The organism is Streptomyces sp. NBC_01267, assembly GCF_036241575.1.
Taxonomy (GTDB): Bacteria; Actinomycetota; Actinomycetes; order Streptomycetales; family Streptomycetaceae; genus Streptomyces.
On record NZ_CP108455.1, the window covers coordinates 4,909,081 to 4,927,262 of the forward strand.

General features: G+C 70.3%; 21 protein-coding genes and 2 pseudogenes. 11 read left to right on the forward strand and 12 right to left on the reverse strand.

The window, feature by feature from the left end; all coding sequences use genetic code 11:
- Positions 1-223 precede the first annotated feature (223 nt).
- Positions 224-979, forward strand: a complete 756-nt coding sequence (locus tag OG709_RS22670) for a SigE family RNA polymerase sigma factor (RefSeq protein WP_250299553.1) — start codon at positions 224-226, stop codon at positions 977-979.
- A gap of 160 nt (positions 980-1,139) precedes the next feature.
- Here the strand turns inward: OG709_RS22670 and OG709_RS22675 are convergent, their stop codons facing one another.
- Positions 1,140-1,865 carry a uridine kinase family protein gene (locus OG709_RS22675; RefSeq protein ID WP_329169173.1) on the reverse strand — a complete coding sequence of 242 codons (726 nt, stop codon included), beginning with the start codon at positions 1,863-1,865 and terminating at the stop codon, positions 1,140-1,142.
- A 61-nt stretch (positions 1,866-1,926) separates the two neighbouring features.
- Between OG709_RS22675 and OG709_RS22680 the strand changes: the two genes are divergently transcribed.
- Positions 1,927-2,316: a hypothetical protein gene (locus OG709_RS22680; RefSeq protein ID WP_250299589.1), complete on the forward strand. Its 390-nt coding sequence runs from the start codon at positions 1,927-1,929 to the stop codon at positions 2,314-2,316.
- 153 nt (positions 2,317-2,469) lie between these two features.
- Here OG709_RS22680 and OG709_RS22685 read toward each other — a convergent pair whose 3' ends face one another.
- The 7 genes from OG709_RS22685 to OG709_RS22715 form a co-directional block, all read right to left on the reverse strand.
- Positions 2,470-3,381, reverse strand: a complete 912-nt coding sequence (locus OG709_RS22685; RefSeq protein ID WP_250299590.1) for an aldehyde dehydrogenase family protein — start codon at positions 3,379-3,381, stop codon at positions 2,470-2,472.
- A complete protein-coding gene (locus OG709_RS22690; RefSeq protein ID WP_250299591.1) occupies positions 3,381-4,844 on the reverse strand; it encodes an aldehyde dehydrogenase family protein in 1,464 nt (487 codons plus the stop codon). Before OG709_RS22690 ends, OG709_RS22685 begins: the two co-directional genes overlap by 1 nt.
- A gap of 5 nt (positions 4,845-4,849) precedes the next feature.
- Positions 4,850-5,827, reverse strand: coding sequence for a deoxyribose-phosphate aldolase (gene deoC, locus OG709_RS22695; RefSeq protein WP_250299733.1), 978 nt, complete (start codon positions 5,825-5,827; stop codon positions 4,850-4,852).
- Positions 5,828-5,955: 128 nt separating this feature from the next.
- Positions 5,956-6,621 carry a PH domain-containing protein gene (locus OG709_RS22700; RefSeq protein WP_250299592.1) on the reverse strand — a complete coding sequence of 222 codons (666 nt, stop codon included), beginning with the start codon at positions 6,619-6,621 and terminating at the stop codon, positions 5,956-5,958.
- Between the two features lie 128 nt (positions 6,622-6,749).
- Positions 6,750-7,094, reverse strand: coding sequence for a hypothetical protein (locus OG709_RS22705; protein ID WP_326694158.1), 345 nt, complete (start codon positions 7,092-7,094; stop codon positions 6,750-6,752).
- Complete coding sequence (locus tag OG709_RS22710) at positions 7,091-7,708, reverse strand: RNA polymerase sigma factor (protein WP_250299594.1); 618 nt, start codon at positions 7,706-7,708, stop codon at positions 7,091-7,093. Before OG709_RS22710 ends, OG709_RS22705 begins: the two co-directional genes overlap by 4 nt.
- Before the next feature lie 83 nt (positions 7,709-7,791).
- Positions 7,792-8,274 carry a hypothetical protein gene (locus tag OG709_RS22715; RefSeq protein WP_329167605.1) on the reverse strand — a complete coding sequence of 161 codons (483 nt, stop codon included), beginning with the start codon at positions 8,272-8,274 and terminating at the stop codon, positions 7,792-7,794.
- A gap of 280 nt (positions 8,275-8,554) precedes the next feature.
- On the opposite strand from OG709_RS22715, the gene OG709_RS22720 reads away from it, so the two are divergent.
- The gene (locus tag OG709_RS22720; RefSeq protein ID WP_250299596.1) at positions 8,555-8,953 is read left to right on the forward strand and encodes a VOC family protein; all 399 of its coding nucleotides are present in this window, start codon (positions 8,555-8,557) and stop codon (positions 8,951-8,953) included.
- A gap of 34 nt (positions 8,954-8,987) precedes the next feature.
- Here OG709_RS22720 and OG709_RS22725 read toward each other — a convergent pair whose 3' ends face one another.
- On the reverse strand, positions 8,988-9,110 hold the full coding sequence (locus OG709_RS22725; protein ID WP_374211239.1) for a hypothetical protein: 123 nt from the start codon (positions 9,108-9,110) through the stop codon (positions 8,988-8,990).
- A 246-nt stretch (positions 9,111-9,356) separates the two neighbouring features.
- Between OG709_RS22725 and OG709_RS22730 the strand changes: the two genes are divergently transcribed.
- On the forward strand, positions 9,357-9,998 hold the full coding sequence (locus OG709_RS22730) for a hypothetical protein (RefSeq protein WP_329167606.1): 642 nt from the start codon (positions 9,357-9,359) through the stop codon (positions 9,996-9,998).
- A 24-nt stretch (positions 9,999-10,022) separates the two neighbouring features.
- Here the strand turns inward: OG709_RS22730 and uppS are convergent, their stop codons facing one another.
- Positions 10,023-11,642 (reverse strand): polyprenyl diphosphate synthase, encoded by a 1,620-nt coding sequence (gene uppS / locus OG709_RS22735; RefSeq protein WP_329167607.1) that lies wholly within the window; start codon positions 11,640-11,642, stop codon positions 10,023-10,025.
- A gap of 409 nt (positions 11,643-12,051) precedes the next feature.
- Here uppS and OG709_RS22740 point away from each other — a divergent pair, with 409 nt between their 5' ends.
- From OG709_RS22740 to OG709_RS22755, 4 genes are all read left to right on the forward strand, one after another.
- Positions 12,052-12,825 carry a polysaccharide deacetylase family protein gene (locus OG709_RS22740; protein ID WP_329167608.1) on the forward strand — a complete coding sequence of 258 codons (774 nt, stop codon included), beginning with the start codon at positions 12,052-12,054 and terminating at the stop codon, positions 12,823-12,825.
- Between the two features lie 131 nt (positions 12,826-12,956).
- Positions 12,957-13,397, forward strand: a complete 441-nt coding sequence (locus OG709_RS22745; protein ID WP_250299603.1) for a VOC family protein — start codon at positions 12,957-12,959, stop codon at positions 13,395-13,397.
- A gap of 136 nt (positions 13,398-13,533) precedes the next feature.
- Positions 13,534-14,031 (forward strand): SRPBCC family protein, encoded by a 498-nt coding sequence (locus OG709_RS22750; protein WP_250299605.1) that lies wholly within the window; start codon positions 13,534-13,536, stop codon positions 14,029-14,031.
- A complete protein-coding gene (locus OG709_RS22755; protein WP_250299607.1) occupies positions 14,028-14,537 on the forward strand; it encodes a DinB family protein in 510 nt (169 codons plus the stop codon). The genes OG709_RS22750 and OG709_RS22755 overlap by 4 nt, the downstream gene beginning before the upstream one ends.
- 48 nt (positions 14,538-14,585) lie before the next feature.
- Here OG709_RS22755 and OG709_RS22760 read toward each other — a convergent pair whose 3' ends face one another.
- Positions 14,586-15,347 carry a class I SAM-dependent methyltransferase gene (locus OG709_RS22760; protein WP_250299609.1) on the reverse strand — a complete coding sequence of 254 codons (762 nt, stop codon included), beginning with the start codon at positions 15,345-15,347 and terminating at the stop codon, positions 14,586-14,588.
- 395 nt (positions 15,348-15,742) lie between these two features.
- Here OG709_RS22760 and OG709_RS22765 point away from each other — a divergent pair, with 395 nt between their 5' ends.
- From OG709_RS22765 to OG709_RS22775, 3 genes and pseudogenes are all read left to right on the forward strand, one after another.
- The gene (locus OG709_RS22765) at positions 15,743-16,270 is read left to right on the forward strand and encodes a hypothetical protein (protein WP_250299610.1); all 528 of its coding nucleotides are present in this window, start codon (positions 15,743-15,745) and stop codon (positions 16,268-16,270) included.
- A 24-nt stretch (positions 16,271-16,294) separates the two neighbouring features.
- Positions 16,295-16,480: pseudogene (locus OG709_RS22770) on the forward strand (VOC family protein); the annotation flags it as partial.
- Positions 16,481-16,913: 433 nt separating this feature from the next.
- Entirely contained in the window at positions 16,914-17,342 is a 429-nt protein-coding gene (locus tag OG709_RS22775; RefSeq protein ID WP_250299612.1) for a VOC family protein, read from the forward strand.
- Positions 17,343-17,360: 18 nt separating this feature from the next.
- Here the strand turns inward: OG709_RS22775 and OG709_RS22780 are convergent.
- A pseudogene (locus tag OG709_RS22780) lies at positions 17,361-18,137 on the reverse strand (IS5 family transposase); the annotation flags it as partial.
- Positions 18,138-18,182: the final 45 nt, after the last annotated feature.

Here is an 18,182-nt window from a genome sequence, read left to right on the forward strand (position 1 = left end):
CGACCTCTGGACCCCTTCCGCCCTGCTTCCACGCCCCTCGCCTGCGGCTTCTCCGCTCCTTCTCTGCTTCTTCTGCTCTGCTTGTTCGCTGCTTTGTTCTCTGCGGATCTCGGCAGACGTCCCTTGTGACGCGCCTGTGACAGTCGGCAGACAACCCCATGAAACTGCGGCGGCAAGCTCTTCACCACAGACCGAAGCACGACTCCACGACGGGGGGCGCGAGATGAACGCACTGCACAGCAAAAACTCCAGCGCAGTAATCACGCGGCTCCACGACGTGGTGGCCGCACGGAACACCGAGAAGTCCGGTGCCGCAGGAGGGCGGGGGTGCTCTCGCGGTACCGGGCGTCAGCACACGTCGTACATGGCGGTCGTCGACGCACCCATGAGGCCGGCGGCGCCGGTCTCCACCCCTCCGGCGGCGTACGGGGAGACCACGGGGGAACAGCCGTCGCTGTCGGAGGCGGAGTTCACCGCCTTCGTACAGGAACGCCGCGCCTCCCTGTACGCCACGGCCTACCACCTGACCGGTGACCGCTTCGAGGCCGAGGACCTGCTCCAGAGCGCGCTCTTCTCGACGTACCGCGCCTGGGACCGGATCAGCGACAAGGCGGCGGTCGGCGGCTACCTGCGCCGCACCATGACCAATCTGCACATCAGCGCCTGGCGCCGGCGCAAGCTCAACGAGTACCCGACCGAGCAGCTTCCGGAGACGGCGGGCGAGACGGACGCGATGCGCGGCACGGAGCTGCGCGCGGTGCTCTGGCAGGCACTGGCCCGGCTGCCCGAACCGCAGCGCACGATGCTGGTGCTGCGCTACTACGAGGGTCGTACCGATCCGGAGATCGCGGAGATCCTCGACATCAGTGTCGGCACGGTGAAGTCCAGCATCTGGCGCTCCCTGCGCCGGCTGCGCGAGGACCAGGTCCTCAGCTTCGGCCGTGACGAGGAGGAGTCCTTCGGCGAGTTGGTCGCCTGAGGGATCGGGGGGCCGCTGTTCGGGGGGACGGCGGGCCTGCGGGGGGTACGGGGGAGCACGGGGGAGCACGGGGGAAGCGGAGCGGGGTCGGACGGGCCGGGGGGGCCTGTTCGGCCCCGTCCGCATGTGCGGGACGGGTCCTGCCCGGGAGTTCCGGACCTCAGGCGAGCGGGGCGGCCGAGGAACGGGCGGTCTCCCGGTGGCCGGAGGCCGCCGCCAGCCGGGTCAGGGCCTCGCCCTTGCCGCAGGCGTACGCACCCAACGCCGACTGCCGCGCCACGATCCCGCGCTCGGACCGCATCAGCCGCCACCCCCGCCGCAGCAGGAACGGCACCGACTTCCGTCCCTCGCGCAGATCCCGCGCCAGCCGCCGCCGGAACGTGGTGGAGGGCCGCCCGCGCAGGCAGAGCGCGTCCGCCAGGACGCCCAGCTCCTCGCAGCGCCGCACGATGTCCGCGGCGAAGATGCCCTCGGCGATGAAGGCGGGCCTCCCGCCGATGTCCAGCGCCTCGCTGCCCACCCGCGCGCTCACGGAGATGTCGTACACGGGGACGGTCGTACGGCCGGTACGGCACAGCTCGTCGATCGCGGCGACCGCCGCGTCCGCGTCCCAGGACAGCGGGGAGTCCCAGTCGATGTCCGTGCTGTCGGCGACCTGCGGAAGCGTCGGGTCCCCGGCTTCCTTGTAGAAGTCGTCCAGGCGCAGCACGGGCAGGCCCGAGCGCGCCGCGAGGGACGACTTTCCGGATCCGGAGGGGCCCGCGAGCAGGACGACGCGGGTCGGTATGGGCTGGGGTGAACTCACGGGAAACCATTCTCCCGCATCGGCCGGGCCGCGGTAATCCCAGGAGAGCAACTTGCCGGGTCTTTGAAGTGTGCGCCGCATCTCAACTACGCTGAGTGCGCTCATGCTTACTCTACGAGCAGGAATCACAGTCAGGAATCACATGGCATCTCATGCAGCACCCAAGCCCCGGCGGACCTCCCTGCTGCGCATCGGCCTGACCATCTCGGTGGCTGGTGCGGCGCTCGGTGCGGGCGGTGCGGCGGCGCAGGCGGCGACACCCATCAGCACCGGGGCGGGCGGGCCCTCCGCGGTGCTCGGTGACCTCGGCCCGTCGCCGGTCAAGGTCCTCACGGGCGCGGTCGCCAACGCCGTCGCGCCGGTCGCCGGCCTCCAGCTCGACCCGCTCGCCAAGACCGGTGTCGACCCGCTCGACAACGCGGTGGGCACGCAGGTCGCCGACTTCAAGCCGCTCTCCACTGCGGCGCTCACCGCGCCGCTGACCGGGGGCGGGGCCCTGAAGGACCTGCTGCCCGGCGCCGCCCGGTCCTGATACCGCGGCGGTCGACCGGGACGGCCGGACAGGACGACAGCTGGACGGGACGGCCGTCACAGGAACGGCCCCCGTCACCGCGGATCCGCGGTGACGGGGGCCGTTCCTGTGACGCTTCCGTTCCTGTGACGCCGCCCCGATGGCCGGTCGGTCTCAGTACGAAGAGCCGGACACGCCCAGGGCGCCCGTCGGGTGCCAGACCGTCTTGGTCTCCAGGAACGCCGTCAGCCGCCCGGTACCGGGATCGGCCGTGAAGTCCACGGTGACGTCCGCCGGCTGCGGGCGCAGGACCCGCTTGAGGTTGTCCGCCGCCGCGATCTCCAGGTCGCGCGCCAGCTCGGCGTCCGCCCCGGTGAGGTCGATCGCGTTGACGTCCTGGTGCGCGGCGAGCGGGGCGGCGATCTCCGCCGTGCGCCCCGACAGCACGTTGACCACACCGCCGGGCAGGTCCGACGTGGCCAGTACCTCGCCGAGCGAGAGCGCGGGCAGCGGGGACTTCTCGGAGGCGATCACCACGGCCGTGTTGCCCGTCGCGATCACCGGGGCGATCACCGAGACCAGGCCCAGGAACGACGAGTCCTGCGGGGCGAGAACGGTGACGACACCCGTCGGCTCCGGCGTGGAGAGGTTGAAGAACGGGCCCGCGACCGGGTTCGCCCCGCCCGCGATCTGGCCGATCTTGTCGGTCCAGCCCGCGTACCAGACCCAGCGGTCGACAGCCGCGTCCACCACGGCCGCCGCCTTGGACTTCGACAGCCCTTCGGCGTCCGCCACCTCACGTACGAACTGGTCCCGGCGGCCCTCCAGCATCTCGGCGATGCGGTAGAGGATCTGCCCGCGGTTGTACGCCGTCGCGCCCGACCAGCCGCCGAACGCCTTGCGTGCCGCGACGACCGCGTCCCTGGCGTCCTTGCGGGAGGACTGCGGGGCGTTGGCCAGCCAGTTGCCCTTGGAGTCGGTCACCTCGTACACGCGCCCGCTTTCGGAGCGGGGGAACTTGCCCCCGACGTACAGCTTGTAGGTCTTGAAGACGCTCAGCCGGTTCTGCTGCTCGACGGTGCTCATCAGCGCTTGCCCTCCGGGCTCGACGGGGCGAGGTACGCCTCCAGGCCGTGACGGCCGCCCTCACGGCCGTAGCCCGATTCCTTGTAGCCGCCGAAGGGCGAGGTCGGGTCGAACTTGTTGAACGTGTTGGCCCACACCACACCGGCCCGGAGCTTGTTCGCGACCGCGAGGATGCGCGAGCCCTTCTCGGTCCAGATGCCGGCGGACAGGCCGTACTGGGTGTTGTTGGCCTTGGCGACGGCCTCGTCGGGCGTACGGAACGACAGCACCGAGAGCACCGGGCCGAAGATCTCGTCGCGCGCGACGGTGTGCGCCTGGGTGACGCCGGTGAACAGCGTGGGCGCGAACCAGTAACCGGACGTGGGGAGTTCGCAGGCGGGCGACCAGCGCTCGGCGCCCTCCGCCTCGCCCGCGTCGACGAGCTTCTGGATACGGGCCAGCTGCTCGGCGGAGTTGATCGCGCCGATGTCGGTGTTCTTGTCGAGCGGGTCGCCGAGGCGCAGCGTGCCCAGCCGGCGCTTCAGCGCGTCCAGCAGCTCGTCCTGGATCGACTCCTGGACCAGCAGGCGTGAGCCCGCGCAGCAGACCTGGCCCTGGTTGAAGAAGATGCCGGTGACGATGCCCTCGACGGCCTGGTCGATCGGGGCGTCGTCGAAGACGATGTTCGCGCCCTTGCCGCCCAGCTCCAGGGTGACCTTCTTGTCCGTGCCCGCGACGGACCGGGCGATGGCCCGGCCGACGGCGGTCGAACCGGTGAAGGCGACCTTGTCGACGTCCGGGTGCTCGACGAGCGCGGCGCCCGCGTCCCCGTACCCGGGAAGGATGTTGACGACGCCCTTCGGCAGCCCCGCCTGGCGGCAGATGTCCGCGAAGAAGAGCGCGCTCAGCGGGGTCGTCTCGGCGGGCTTGAGCACCACCGTGTTGCCGGTGGCCAGCGCCGGGGCGATCTTCCACGCGAGCATCAGCAGCGGGAAGTTCCACGGGATGACCTGGCCCGCGACGCCCAGCGGCTGCGGGTTCGCCCCGTAGCCGGCGTGGCCGAGCTTGTCGGCCCAGCCCGCGTAGTAGAAGAAGTGCGCCGCGACCAGCGGGAGGTCCGCGTCGCGGGTCTCCCGGATCGGCTTGCCGTTGTCGAGGGTCTCCAGGACGGCCAGCTCGCGCGAGCGCTCCTGGATGATCCGGGCGATGCGGAAGAGGTACTTGGCGCGTGCCGAGCCCGGCAGCGCGGACCACTTGTCGAAGGCCTTGCGGGCGGCCTTGACGGCCCGGTCCACATCGGCGGCGCCCGCGCGGGCGACCTCCGAGAGGACCTCCTCGGTGGAGGGGCTGACGGTCTTGAAGACCTTGCCGTCGGCCGCCTCGGTGAACTCGCCGTCGATGAACAGCCCGTAGGACGGGGCGATGTCGACGACCGAGCGGGACTCGGGGGCCGGTGCGTACTCGAATGCGGAGGAGAGTGCCATGGTGATCAGTCCACCGTCACGTAGTCGGGGCCGGAGTAGCGGCCGGTGCTGAGCTTCTGGCGCTGCATCAGCAGGTCGTTCAGCAGGCTGGAGGCGCCGAAGCGGAACCAGTGGCTGTCCAGCCAGTCCGCGCCGGCGGTCTCGTTGACCAGGACGAGGAACTTGATCGCGTCCTTGGAGGTACGGATGCCGCCCGCGGGCTTCACGCCCACCTGGACGCCGGTCTGCGCGCGGAAGTCGCGGACCGCCTCCAGCATCAGCAGGGTGTTGGCCGGGGTGGCGTTGACCGCGACCTTGCCGGTCGAGGTCTTGATGAAGTCGGCACCGGCCATCATGCCGATCCAGGAGGCGCGGCGGATGTTGTCGTACGTGGACAGCTCGCCCGTCTCGAAGATCACCTTCAGCCGGGCGGCCGTGCCTTCCCCGGGAACTCCCGCGGGGCGCACGCACTCCGCCTTGACGGCCTGGATCTCCTCGAAGACCGAGAGGTAACGGCCGGAGAGGAACGCGCCCCGGTCGATCACCATGTCGATCTCGTCCGCCCCCGCGGCGACGGCGTCCCGCACATCGGCGAGCTTCACCGGCAGCGCGGCCCGGCCCGCCGGGAAGGCGGTGGCGACCGAGGCGACCTTCACATCGGCGCCGTGCAGGGCTTCCTTCGCGATGGCCGCCATGTCCGGATAGACACAGACGGCGGCCGTCATCGGGGCCGTGCGGTCGGTGGGATCGGGGTGGACGGCCTTGGCGGCGAGCGCCCGGACCTTGCCCGGGGTGTCCGCGCCTTCGAGCGTCGTCAGGTCGATCATCGAGATGGCCAGGTCGATGGCGTACGCCTTCGACGTGGTCTTGATCGAGCGGGTACCGAGGGACGCGGCGCGCGCTTCGAGGCCGACGGCGTCCACGCCGGGCAGTCCGTGCAGGAAGCGGCGCAGCGCGCTGTCGGACGTGGTCACGTCAGCGAATGCGGGGGCGGTGGTGGGCATGGTCACCAGAGGAGCATATCTACGCGCGTAGCGACCTGTACAGGGGGACCAGGTCACCGGATGGTGACGGGTCCCCGCAGAGGTCGCTACGGCCGATCGTCGGATCAGGCCCCGGTCCGGCCGTCGGGTCAGCCGATGCCCAGCAGCACGGCCAGCAGGATCGCACCCGCGGCGCAGGGCGCCATGATCTCGTACGCCCAGCGGATCTCCGGCGTGCCCTGGGCCGTCGGCCGGGACGCGCCGCGCTCCGCGAGTTCCCGCAGGTCGTTGACCGTCTGGTCGGAAGGGGCGAGTCCCGATTCGGTTCCGGCGATTCCGGTGACGGAGGACCGGGAGGAGAGCGGGTTACGGGACCTGGCGGTCGGCTCGCCGGTGGCCATGGCCCGCATCTGCTGCGCGTTGGCCCTCTTGCGGCGGCGCAGCGAGACCGGCACGGCCCACAGCTGGTACTTCCCGCCCTCGGTGAAGACCTCGCTGGAGTAACCGGCCCGGACGTCCTGGACGGCGGCCCAGGGGAGGACGATCGTCCGGAACGGGTTGCGGACCCGGAGCCGGTCGTCGTTCGCGTACACCGCGGGCCGCAGGGTGAAGGCGATCACCAGCGGGATCACGAAGAGCAGCCCGGCGAGGGCCAGCCACGGGGCGTTGCCGCTGCCGCTGATGAGGGCGTCGATGCCCAGCCAGCAGGCGAGGGCGAGCAGCAGGACGCCGCCCGCGATCCCGCCGAGGGACCGGAAGACACGGTCCGCGTAGACCGTGTCGGGGGACTGCGGCGTGGGGCGCTCAGGGCTCATGTGTCCGATTCTGCCTGAAGGCTGTGGCGGGGACGCAACGGCCGGGGGCCCCGGGCCGTCGGCGGGGCCCCCGGGCGGAGGTCCCGGTCCCGGGCGGGCGCCCCTTACCGGACACGGTCCGTACCGGCCTACGGATGTTCCGTCACCCCGGGAGACACGACGGACGGGCGGATCGGGCCGGTGGGGGTGGGCTGCGGGGGGTCCGTGACGCGCGGGGCGTGGGCGGGCGGCGCCGGGGCCGGGTTCAGCGGGCTGCCGGGGAGCAGGACCAGCAGGCACACGGCCACCACGGCGGCAGCCGCTCCGAGGACGGCGAAGCCGGTCCTGCGTACCCGGCGCACTCCCCAGCTGCGTCCCTGCGGGGGCGCTCCGCGGCGCAGGTCGCCGTAGGTGACGAGGGCGGCGCGGGCGGCCAGCGCGGCACGCAGCCGGTCCTCGGTGGCGGACCGGCGGTCTTCGGCGGTCGGTCTCATCGGTCTGCTCCCAGTGTCTTCTCCAGCGCGTCCAGCGCGCGGCTCGCGGTGGACTTCACCGTGCCGCGTGACATCCCGAGGGTCTCCGCGATCTGCGCCTCGGACAGCTCCGACCAGTAGCGCAGTACGAGCACCTCGCGCTGGCGCTGCGTCAGTCGGGCCATGGCGTCGAGGACGTGCTGGTGTTCCTCGGCGAGCAGCAGCCCCTCGTCGAGGGGCGGCCCGTGGCCCTCGTGGGGCGGGGTGTAGGCGCGGGCGGTGCGGCGTCTGCGCAGTACGGACCGGGCCGCGTTGACGACGGCGGTGTGCAGATAGGCCCCCGGGTTCTGGAGCCCGTCCAGCGAGGTGCCGTGTCTGCGGAAGACGGCGGCGAAGGCGTCCTGGACGACGTCCTCGGCGGTCTGCAGATCGTCGACGAGGAAGAGCGCGAGCCGCACCATGTCGAGCCGTCGCGCCTGGTACAGGTCGGTCAGCGTGGGCGGCGGCGGCTCGTCGTCGTACGGCGTGTGGACTGCCCGCAGCCGGTGTCCCCGTACGGGCACGTCCTCGGTCCGTGACATGCGGGAGAGCAGCCGGGACCACCAGGGTGTCGCTGCGGGTATGGCGTACTGCATGGGCCTCGATCCGTTGCGGGAGGGGCGGGCGGGCCTGCGAACGGGCCCGCCCGCCCCGTGGTGCTGCCGCTACTGCTGCGCTGCTACTTGTGGACTCCGCTGCCCGGGTTGATCACCTTGGGCGCGTTTCCGGCCGGGGTGTGCCCGCCGCCGGTGCCCGGGTGGACGACCTTCGGGGCGTCGCCGGAGGTGCCGCCGTGGATGACCTTCGGGGCGTTGCCGGAGGTGCCCGCGTGGACGACCTTCGGGGCGTTGCCCGACGTGCCCGCGTGGACGACCTTCGGGGCGTTGCCCGACGTGCCCGCGTGGACGACCTTCGGGGCGTTGCCCGACGTGCCCGGGTGGACGACCTTCGGGGTACCGGCGGACTTCGAGTCGCCGGCCTTCGAGACGCTCGGCTTCGAGTCGGGCTGCGAGGCCGAGTTCCCGGTGGTGGTGACCTTCGGCGAGCCGGAGTCGGCGACGGCCTGCGCGGCGAAGCCGCCGCCCACCAGCAGTGCGATGCCGGTGACAGCACCCAGGACCCGGGTGCGGGGGCGGTAGTTCCGCTTGACGTGCGAGGACATGGGGTTCTCCCGAGTAAGTGAGGGAAAGACGGTCTGGAACATCAGCTGAAGGGCGCCTTCAACCCACCAGACGTACGGAACCCACGGGGGTTGCGACCATTTCCGGGAAACTTCACCACGCCCGGTTCCGCCTCCGTCGGCCGACTCCGGTAAGGCGGCCGGTACGAGTGGCTCGGAGGCCGGGTCTTGACCTGAAGGTGACTTGAGGTCTTACGGTCGTGGCATTCCGGAACCCGGACCTGAAACGACCGAATCCGCGTCATCACCGAGAGGTTGTTCCATGCGAGCGCACGTGCGAGTCAAGGATTTCGATCACCTGGTGCTCAACGTCCAGGACGTCGAGCGGGCCCTGGAGTTCTACTGCGGGCCGCTGGGCCTGGAGCCGGTCCGGGTGGACGAGTGGCGGGCCGGGAAGGTGCCGTTCCCCTCGGTGCGGGTCAGCCCGACCACGATCATCGACCTGCTCGGCCGCCCGCGCGGCGAGTCGAACGTGGACCACATCTGCCTGGTCGTCGAGCCGCTGGACTGGCAGGAGGTCATCGACGCGGGCACCCTCGCCGTACGGGAAGGCCCCGTCGGCCGCTTCGGCGCCCGGGGCTCGGCGCAGTCCGTCTACGTCCAGGACCCGGACGGCAACACGGTCGAACTCCGTTGGTATCCGCAGGATGTGGAGGGCTGAACTATTCGCGGGAGGGGGCGGCTTCGGTTCCTCTTCACCGGAACAGGTCGCGCAAGCCGTTCTCCAGCAGCGCGAACGCGTGCTCCGCGTCAGCCACCGCACCCGCGTAGCGCTCGTCCGCGGGTTCCCCGTACGCCAGGCGTTCGGCGTTGTCCATGGACAACGACCTTTGCACGGAGACGGGCTGAACCGCCCGGCCTGCGGCAAGGTGCCGTGCCGCACGAGCGGCTGAACAACTCGGTGACCGTGGTCGGGCTGATCCGAGCCGAACATCGAGGATCAAACGGCCTGTCCCTCTTCCGGGTGTCAGCCGGGCAGTTCCGTGGCCCGGGAATCCATGCGGGCGGAAGACTCCCCCCGGGGTCGCGTATCGCGGCCCCGGGGAAGGAATGGGGGCACATCGATGAGTACGAATCGTCGAACGGTTCTGGGTGCGGCCTTGGCCGCGCCTTTGCTGGCCCAGTTCATGGGGACCACGTCGGCTGCTGCGGACGAGAAGTGGGGCACGATTTCCGAGGGTTGGGTGGAGGTCCGGTGGACCGAACAGGTCCAGGCGGAGCTGAACCGGTTGGGCGCCGTGGTCGAGGCGGTGGCTCCGGCCGAGTTGGTCAAGGACGGCGGTGGTCCGGGGGTGCGGTTCCCCGTGCGGTCGGGTACGGGCGATCCCTCGCTGAAGAGCCTGCCGGAGGCAGCGGGTGACGGTGTCCTCGACGGCGGGATCACGGTGCGCACGCCCACGGGAACCGCTCAGGTCGTCCATGTGCAGGGCATCCTGAAGGACGGACTGGCGTCGGGGAAATGCGTGGTCAACGGCGTAGACGTCAGCCACCGTTCGGCATTCCGGTGCGCTCTGTCCGAGGGCCTGCTGACCACCGGTAACACGCCCGTCGGCCAGCCGCTGAAGGTCCGGATCAACAAGGTGCCGCTGCACCCCACCCCCGAGGTGCTGGAGGTGTACACCGCCACCTTCGGCACGCCCGCGATCACCGCCGACACGGTGCTGGCGCATGTGACGGCGGAGGGCGTGTACACCCCGCCGAAGTAACGACGCGGTGGTGCCGGTTCCGGCTCAGGGAGCCGGAGCCGGCACCACCGGTCGGGCAGAGCCGGGAAGGGAGCCTCCGAAGCGCCGCTGGCGCCCGGCATACGTGGCGAGGGCCTCCCGCAGCTGTGCCAGGCCGAAGTCGGGCCAGGGGGTCGGGTCGAAGACCAGCTCGGCGTATGCGAGGTGCCAGGGCAGGAAGTTGCTGATGCGCTGCTCGCCGGAGGTGCGGATCAGCAGATCGACATCGGGAAGGCCGGGCGTGTACATGTTCCTGGCCAGGTCGGCGGGGCCGATGTCCTCGGGCCGGATCGTCCCCGCGACCGCCTCGGCGGCCAACGCGCGTGCGGCGCGGGTGAGTTCGTCCCTCCCGCCGTAGTCGACGCACAGGGTCAGCGTCAGCACATCGTTGTTCGACGTCAGGCTCTCCATCAGCGTCAGGGCGGAGGCGAGCGACGTATCGATGCGGTCCCGCCGTCCGCACCAGCGCACGCACACGCCCCGTTCGTGCAGCCACTCGGTGCCCTGGGTGATCCCGTCGGCCATGGTGTCGAACAGGACGGCCAGTTCCTCCTGGGAGCGGTCCCAGTTCTCGGTGGAGAACGCATAGATGCTCAGGTGTCGGACCCCGAGCCGCAGGGCGGCGTTGACCAGGCGCATCGCGGCCTGGCCGCCTGCTTGATAGCCCCGCGAGACCGGCAGGGTCTGCCGCGTGGCCCACCGCCGGTTGCCGTCCATGATCACCCCGACATGGGCGGGCGCCCCATTCACCACCGGCCATGGCGGGCGGCGCTGCTCCGCACCGGTCGACGTGAGTGGTTCCATGCCGTCGGTGAAGACCCGGGACTTCCGGAGGGTGACCTCGTCGAACTGCATCCACGAGCCCAGAAGCATCGTGTGCAGGAAGGGCCGGCACTCGGGACGCACCATCTCGGCCACTGGCATCGCCTGCTCCAGCAGGTCACGCCATCGCCCGAGCTGGATGTCCACCAACTCGTCCAGGACGTCCGGCTGTTCACCGCTCCGGAGGTCGCCGACCGCCAGCCCCAGCTGCCGCAGGTCGGCGCGCGGCAGATAGCACCGGCCGGCGGCGAGATCGATCGGCAGGTCCTCGAAGGTGTCCACCAGCTGGCACACCTCGCCCAGTACCGAGGCCAGCGCCAACGCCTCCGGCCCGGTCGGGTCCAGCAGCGACATCCACATCTCGTTGCTCGTCCCCGCCACTCCCCGCAAGTAGCGCCGCTGCTCCGCGAACGTCTCGAAGAAGGGAGGAGAGGCACAGTCGTCCTGCAAGGTGTCGAGGAACTCCTCGACCAGGGCGTGGCCGATGTCCCACCGCTGCACCGTGTCCACGAACGCTCGCCGTGACGGATGCCCGCTGCGCCCGGTGCGCAACTCCTCCAGGGTGTCGGAACGCCATCGGGCGAGCCGTTCCGCGCGGACCTGCTGCGTTCCTCCCTCATCAGCGATGCGGTCGCTGTGCACCGTGAAGCCGCACACGGCCAGGACGTGTGGGCGCAGCCCGGCGGGCAGCACCTCGGCCGCCTTCCACATCGGTGTCAGGAACTGCCTGATCTCGGCTGCGCACCACGCGTAGGACGCACTGAGTTCGGGCGAATCGATGAACGACGCCTCGTTCTCCGGCATTTCCTTACCTCCCCTTCGATCTCTTCGATCGCGCTGCCGGTACGAGACCGCGACCCCGGCGGCGCGGCAGGCAGCGCGCCTCCTCACCCGGCACAGGGCCACGGGACCACGGGGCCACGGGGCCACGGGGCCGCAGGGCCGGGGGCCCACCACCGTCACTAACGACCCGTCGGGCGCCCGGTGCCGGTCCGGAGACGAACCACCGCTACGCCACCGCTGCGTCACCGCCGCTGACCGCTACGCCACCGCCGCCGGCCGCTCCTCGCGGCGGGTTGTCCGCGAACTCCTCCGAAATTGTCCGTGATCGGTAACGGGCGCATCCTTCCGCCCACGCGCCTCGTCCTTCCCATTGGTCGCACGGTGACCGGGATCGGCGAGGACTGCGGAACAAGCGGAACAAGGGGCGGACATGGCACGGCACAGCAGCGGGCGGGGCTGGTACGGCAAGGTGCTCGGGGCGGGGCTCGGGGTGACGATGCTCGCAGCCGGTGCCTCGGTGTGGACGGCGCAGGCCGGTACCGCGGCCGATGCGCCGCCCAAGGCGACCGCCTCGGTCACGCAGGGCAGTGACGGCAAGCCGGTCGGAGTGACCATCGCGCACGCCTCGGACGCGGGGACGCACGGCGTCAACATCACCATCGACGACGGCCCCGACCCCAGGTGGACCCCTCAAGTGCTCGACCTGCTGCGGGAGTACGGGGTGAAGGCCACGTTCTGCATGGTGGGGACGCAGGCGCAGGCCTACCCGGACATGGTGAAGAAGGTCGTCGCGGCCGGGCACCGGCTGTGCGACCACACGGTGGCGCACGACACCGGCATGGACAAGAAGTCCGAGGCGTACCAGTCGCAGCAGATACTCGACGCCGAACGCATGATCATCAAGGCGTCCGGCGGCGTACGGCCGATGTACTACCGGGCGCCCGGCGGGGCCTTCACCCCGTACAGCCGCAAGCTCGCCGCCTCCCGGGGCATGCGCCCGCTGGGCTGGAACGTGGACACCAAGGACTTCGAGCGCCCGGGTACGGACGCCATCGTCGCCACGGTCGACAGGGAGCTGCCCAACGGGCCGACGCTCCTCTTCCACGACGCGGGCGGCGACCGTACCCAGACCATCGAGGCACTGCGCCGCATCCTCCCCAAGCTCAAGGAGCAGGGCTACACCTTCGGCTTCCCGGTGCGCTGAGCCAGGCCCCGGTGCACCCGCCTCGGCCCACCGGCCCCGGCCCACTGACCCTGGCGCCGGTCCCGGTCATCGCTCAACTGCGTACGTGTCTCATCCTCAGGCGTCCGACCGCGCTCCCTATGCTCGGCGGCATGACCATTCAGCGCATGGACAACGTCGGCATCGTCGTCGACGACCTGGAAGCGGCTGTCGCGTTCTTCACCGACCTCGGCATGGAGCTGGAAGGAACCGCGCAGGTCGAGGGCGTCTGGGCGGACCACACCGTCGGACTCGACGGCGTCCGGAGCGACATCGCCATGATGCGGACCCCGGACGGCCACAGCAAGCTGGAGCTGTCCAAGTACCACGCCCCCACGGCGTCCGCCCCCGTGCCGGAGAACCCGCCGCCCAACACGCTGGGTCTGCACCGCGTCATGTTCGCCGTCGACGACATCGACGCCACCATCGCCCGGCTGCGTACCCACGGCGCCGAACTCCTCGGCGAGGTGGCCCAGTACGAGAGCGTCTTCCGGCTCTGCTACCTCCGTGGCCCCGCAGGCATCATCGTCGCCCTGGCCGAACAGATCGGCTGACGCGGGCCTCTGCTGCGCCGGTGGCGTGGTCGAAGAGCAGCGGATGGCTACGTGCGCGGACAGGCGTTGTCGTACCCCGGGTGTAGCGTCCGGGCCGAAGTCGGACTCATGCTCTGTGGTTGACGGAGGCGCGCGGATGACGAGTACGAATGGCGAGCCCGTGGTGAGGGTGTCCCGGCGTATCGAGGCCCCGGCGGACGGCATCTTCCGGATCCTGGCCGACCCAGGACGGCACCGGGACCTCGACGGCTCCGGGATGCTGCGCGGTGGCGTCTCCGGCGCCGTGGTCTCGGGCGTCGGGGACGTCTTCGTGATGCGGATGTACTACGAGCGGTACGGCGACTACGAGATGCACAACCGCGTCGTCGAGTACGAGCGGGACCGCCGCATCGGCTGGGAGCCGAGGCCCGGTCGCGGGCACCCGGACGCCACCGCGCCCGGGGCCGCGTGGGGCCACCGGTGGATCTTCGACCTGCTCCCGGACGGGGACGGGGCGACGGTGGTGACCGAGGTCTTCGACGGTTCGCGCATGCCGGAGGACAGACGCGCGGAGGTCGACAGCGGGCGCGCCTGGTGGCAGACACAAATGGCGAGCACCCTGGAACGCCTCGCCGAACTGTGCGCCGCTCGGTGAACGCCGAACTCGCCCCGCTCCGGCATGCCTTGGACCGCCAGCGCGAGCACGTCCTCGGGATCCTCGAAGGGCTTTCGGACGAGGACCTGCGGCGGCCGGTGCTGCCCAGCGGCTGGAGCTGCCTGGCGCTGCTGCGCCACCTCACCCTGGATGTCGAACGCTTCTGGTTCCCCGGGGTGATCGCGGGCGAGCCGGATGTGGCCGGACAGCTGACGACGGGCGCGGAGGCGCACTGGTACGTACCCGAGGGGATGAGCGTCGAGGAGGTCTTCGCCGACTACCGGACGGCCATCTCGCGCGCGGACGCCGTGCTCGCCACCGCCACGCCCGAACAGGAGCCCGCCGCCTGGCCCGTGGAGATCTGGCCGACCTGGCGGCTGCCCGACGTGCGGCACATCCTGATCCACGTACTCACCGAAGTCGCTTGCCACAGTGGCCACGTGGACGCGGTCCGCGAACTGGTCGACGGTGCCACCTGGCTCGGCGGCAACCCCTATGCCGGTTAGGGCCCGTCTGTCCCCGACGGGCGCCGCAGCCCCAGGACACCCGGCAGGTCACCGGCGAGTGGCCATCAGAAGATCGACCACATAGGTCTCTTCCACCGTCTCGTCGGGGAACGCCTCGCGGAGTCGCCCGCGCTCCTCGGAGAGAAAGGCACGCCTGTCGTCCTCGGCAAGGACGAGGAACGCCGAGCGGCTGCCGATGTTGGCGAGGTGCGTGTCGAGCGAGACCGTACGGCTCCACCGCACGTGGCGGCGCGCGACGCGGAGCCCCGACAGGCCCGCCAGCCGGACGGCGTCGCTGTCGTCCGGCCGCACCCGAGAGGTCGGCTTCACTCCGCAGTGGTCCGCGATCCGCTCGTGCTGTGCACCGATCCACGGCACGTCGAACGCGGTGGTGTTCCACCAGACAGCGAGCGCCCCGCCCGGAACCAGGACCCGGAGTGCCTCCGGGACCGAGCGGCCGGTGTCGGTCCACTGCCAGGACTGCGCGTAGGTGATGAGGTCGTGGGAGGCGTCCGCGAGGGGGAGGGTGTTGCCGTCACCTCTGACGATCGGCACCTCCGGGAGCGCGGTGCGGAACTGTGCGGCCATGGCGTCGCCCGGCTCGACGCCGATCACGTCAGCTCCGCGCTCACGCAGCAGAGCAGTGGCGATTCCGGTGCCCGCGCCGACATCGGCGACGCGGGCACCTGCCAGGGGCCGACCCGTGAACTGTTCGATGAGATCGAAGAGCGCGGACGGATACGAAGGCCGGCTGGCCGCGTACTGGCCGGCGGCCGTGTTGAACGAATGGGCACGTGAACTGGCGGTCATTTCCCCATCATTGCTTCCCTGTGGACCGCCCGCCCCGGTAACCGGACCGCGTCCCTTCTCATGGTGCAGCCGATCAGGCCGGGGCGCGCTCCGGTGCGCATGGGGCGTCCAGCTGTGCGCGACCGGGCGCCGGAGAATGCCTGTGATCCGCCCCGATGCTCCCTGGTGATCGCGCGGCTTGCTGTGAAGCCCGGACTCCTGCAGAGCGCGGGCGCTTCGGCCTGATCCTCCGGCGCGCACCACAAGCCGGTGGCGCCCGGACAGGGCGAAGCAGAAGACTGAGACCGTGCATCTCATCGACGCTCAGCGGGAATTGACGCTCGCTCCGGCGGTGATGGCGTCCGGCGCCGGGCCGCCCGAGGGCGCCCTGCTCATCCATCGTGAGGAGATACGGCGTGACTGTCTCATGGGACCTGCTGATATCGACCGCCGGTGGTGTCACCGCCACCGTCGTGGGTGTCATCGCGGGCGGTGTCGTCGGGCGCCGAAGCCAGAACCGGCAATGGCTTCAGGGAACGCAGACCGTCGCCTACGAGAAGTTCCTGCAGGCATTCGGGGCCGTTGAGGCGGAGCTGCGCGAGGCCTTCCTCGACGAGCGCAGGCCGGCCGTCGACTGGGGGCCTTTCGTGGCTGCCCAGCACTCGGTCAGCCTCGTTGCTGACTCAGCGACCAGCGCAGCAGCCGAGCAGCTCTGTGAAGTCCTGGAGGACTACACCATCCTGTTCCACGGCCGTCAGCCGACCGACCTCGAGGAACTGCGGCCGATCCATACGGCGCTGGGCGAGGCACACCTGAAGTTCGTCAATGCGGCACGGCACTCCCTGGAAGCGTCTCAAAAAGACCTCGACCGATCCCTGGGCGGCCCCTCGCCCTGGCGCGGTGTCGAGTCCTTCTACGCCCGAGCCGACAGAAGCCTGGACTGACTCCACCCTCTCTGACGCGGCTGGGCGGCGTTCTATCAGCAAGCCACCTGCGTCGACCCCGACCCGAAGTCGGACGCCGACTTCGCCGGTCTCAACGGTGAGGAGGGACTCTTGATCGGTTTTCAACGGGTCGACGGCTATCGGGCTCCGAGATGGCCTGACCAAACCGTTCCCCAGCAGCTGCACATCTGCTTCAAGGTCGAGGAGGACGGGATACGCGTCGGGACGGCCTCGGTCGCGGGCGGCTCGCCGTAGCGGTAGTGGGCGAGTGTGGGGTTTGCGTCCCAGGGTCCATGTCAGCGCCGATAGTTATCGCCATCGATCTGGCGGTGGTGCTCGCCAATGGCGGCCAGGGCGCGTATCGGGTCGTGATCAGCCGAGCCGTGACGAACCGCTGTGACGCAACGGCGGCTCGTCCGCAGCCGGGCATGGCCAAGAAACGATGTTGCCCCCATCTGTGATGGTTACTAAGGTCAATCGGGTGACTGCCGGGTCGGCCATGGGCCACGCACGAGTGAGGTTCCCGGCCTCGGCGTGAGCACGAGGCGGGCAAGAGGCCCGCCCACTTCTCCGCGTCTTAGCTCCCGGCGCCCGCATACGGCGCCGCATTCCAGCGGATCTCAAGACCGGAGACACACCACCGATGTCCTATGACCAGCAGTACCCGCATGAATCCGCGCGGCCGACGGCCGACGTCCAGCTGAACCACACTGCCGTCTACGCAAGCGACCGGCACCTGTCTGCCGAGTTCCTCGCCGTGGTCCTGGGCCTGAAGGTCGGCACCCCGTTTGGACCGTTCCTGCCCGTCGACCTCGGCAACGGCGTGACGCTCGACTACTACGAGAAGAGGGACGAGCCGATCCAGTCGCAGCACTATGCCTTCCTCATCCCTGACGAGCAGTTCGACGCCGTTATCACCCGTCTGGAGGTGGTCGGGGTCACCTACTACGCCGACCCCAGCCACACCGAACCCGGCCAGATCAACCGTCTATTCGGCGGTCGCGGCGCTTACTTCGACGACCCGGACGGTCACAACATGGAGGTCATGACTCGGCCTTACGTCCGCCCTTAGGGCGCGACAGGGCTGTGATCAAGGGGTGCCTCGGGTGAGATCTTTGATCCAGATCATCGAGGCGCGCAGGTGCAGCCCGGCGAGGTAGCTGTCCGGGATCTTGTCGTATCGGGTGGCGATGCCCCGCCAGGACTTGAGCTTGTTGATCAGGCGCTCGACCGTGTACCTCTCCTTGTAGAGGTCGGCGTCGTGGCTGGCTGGCGGGCCGGCCGCCCATGGAGCCTCCCTTCTTCCGGTTGGCGGCCTGGTCCGACTTCTCCGGGATGACTGCCTTGATGTGCCGTTCACTCAGGTGGGCTCGGTTGCCGTGGGACGAGTAGGCCTTGTCCCCGGCGACCGCGTCCGGCCGGGTGCGGGGGCGGCCGACGGGACCGCGGACGCGGATCCTTCTCAGCACTGGGATGAACTGCGGTCTGTCAGTGGCTTGTCCAGGGGTCAGGACGAACGCCGGCGGGCGGCACTTGCGGTCGGCGGCGAGGTGGACCTTGCTGGTCTGCCCGCCCCTGGAACGTCCGGGGAGGGCGGCCTTCAGTCGGAGCTTTTGCCGACGTCGGATGCGTTGTCGCTCGTCCCGCTCGGGATCGGGTTCGGCGTCCTGCCCGCTTTGTGCTTCGCAGGCGCCCCCTATGACCCGGCCTTCTCTTCCTCGGCGGCAGCCTCCTCCAGCGCGGTGATGACGTCCTGGGTCCAGGTGCATCCCGGCGGCGTCGTGGTGGGCCCACACGGTAGTTGAGTCGATGCTGACCAGGGACAGGTCCACCTCGCCCGCCTCGCAGCCTCCGCGATCAGCCCTTCGGGAACATCGTCGTCAAGGACTTCCTCAAAGCTCCGACCGGTGAA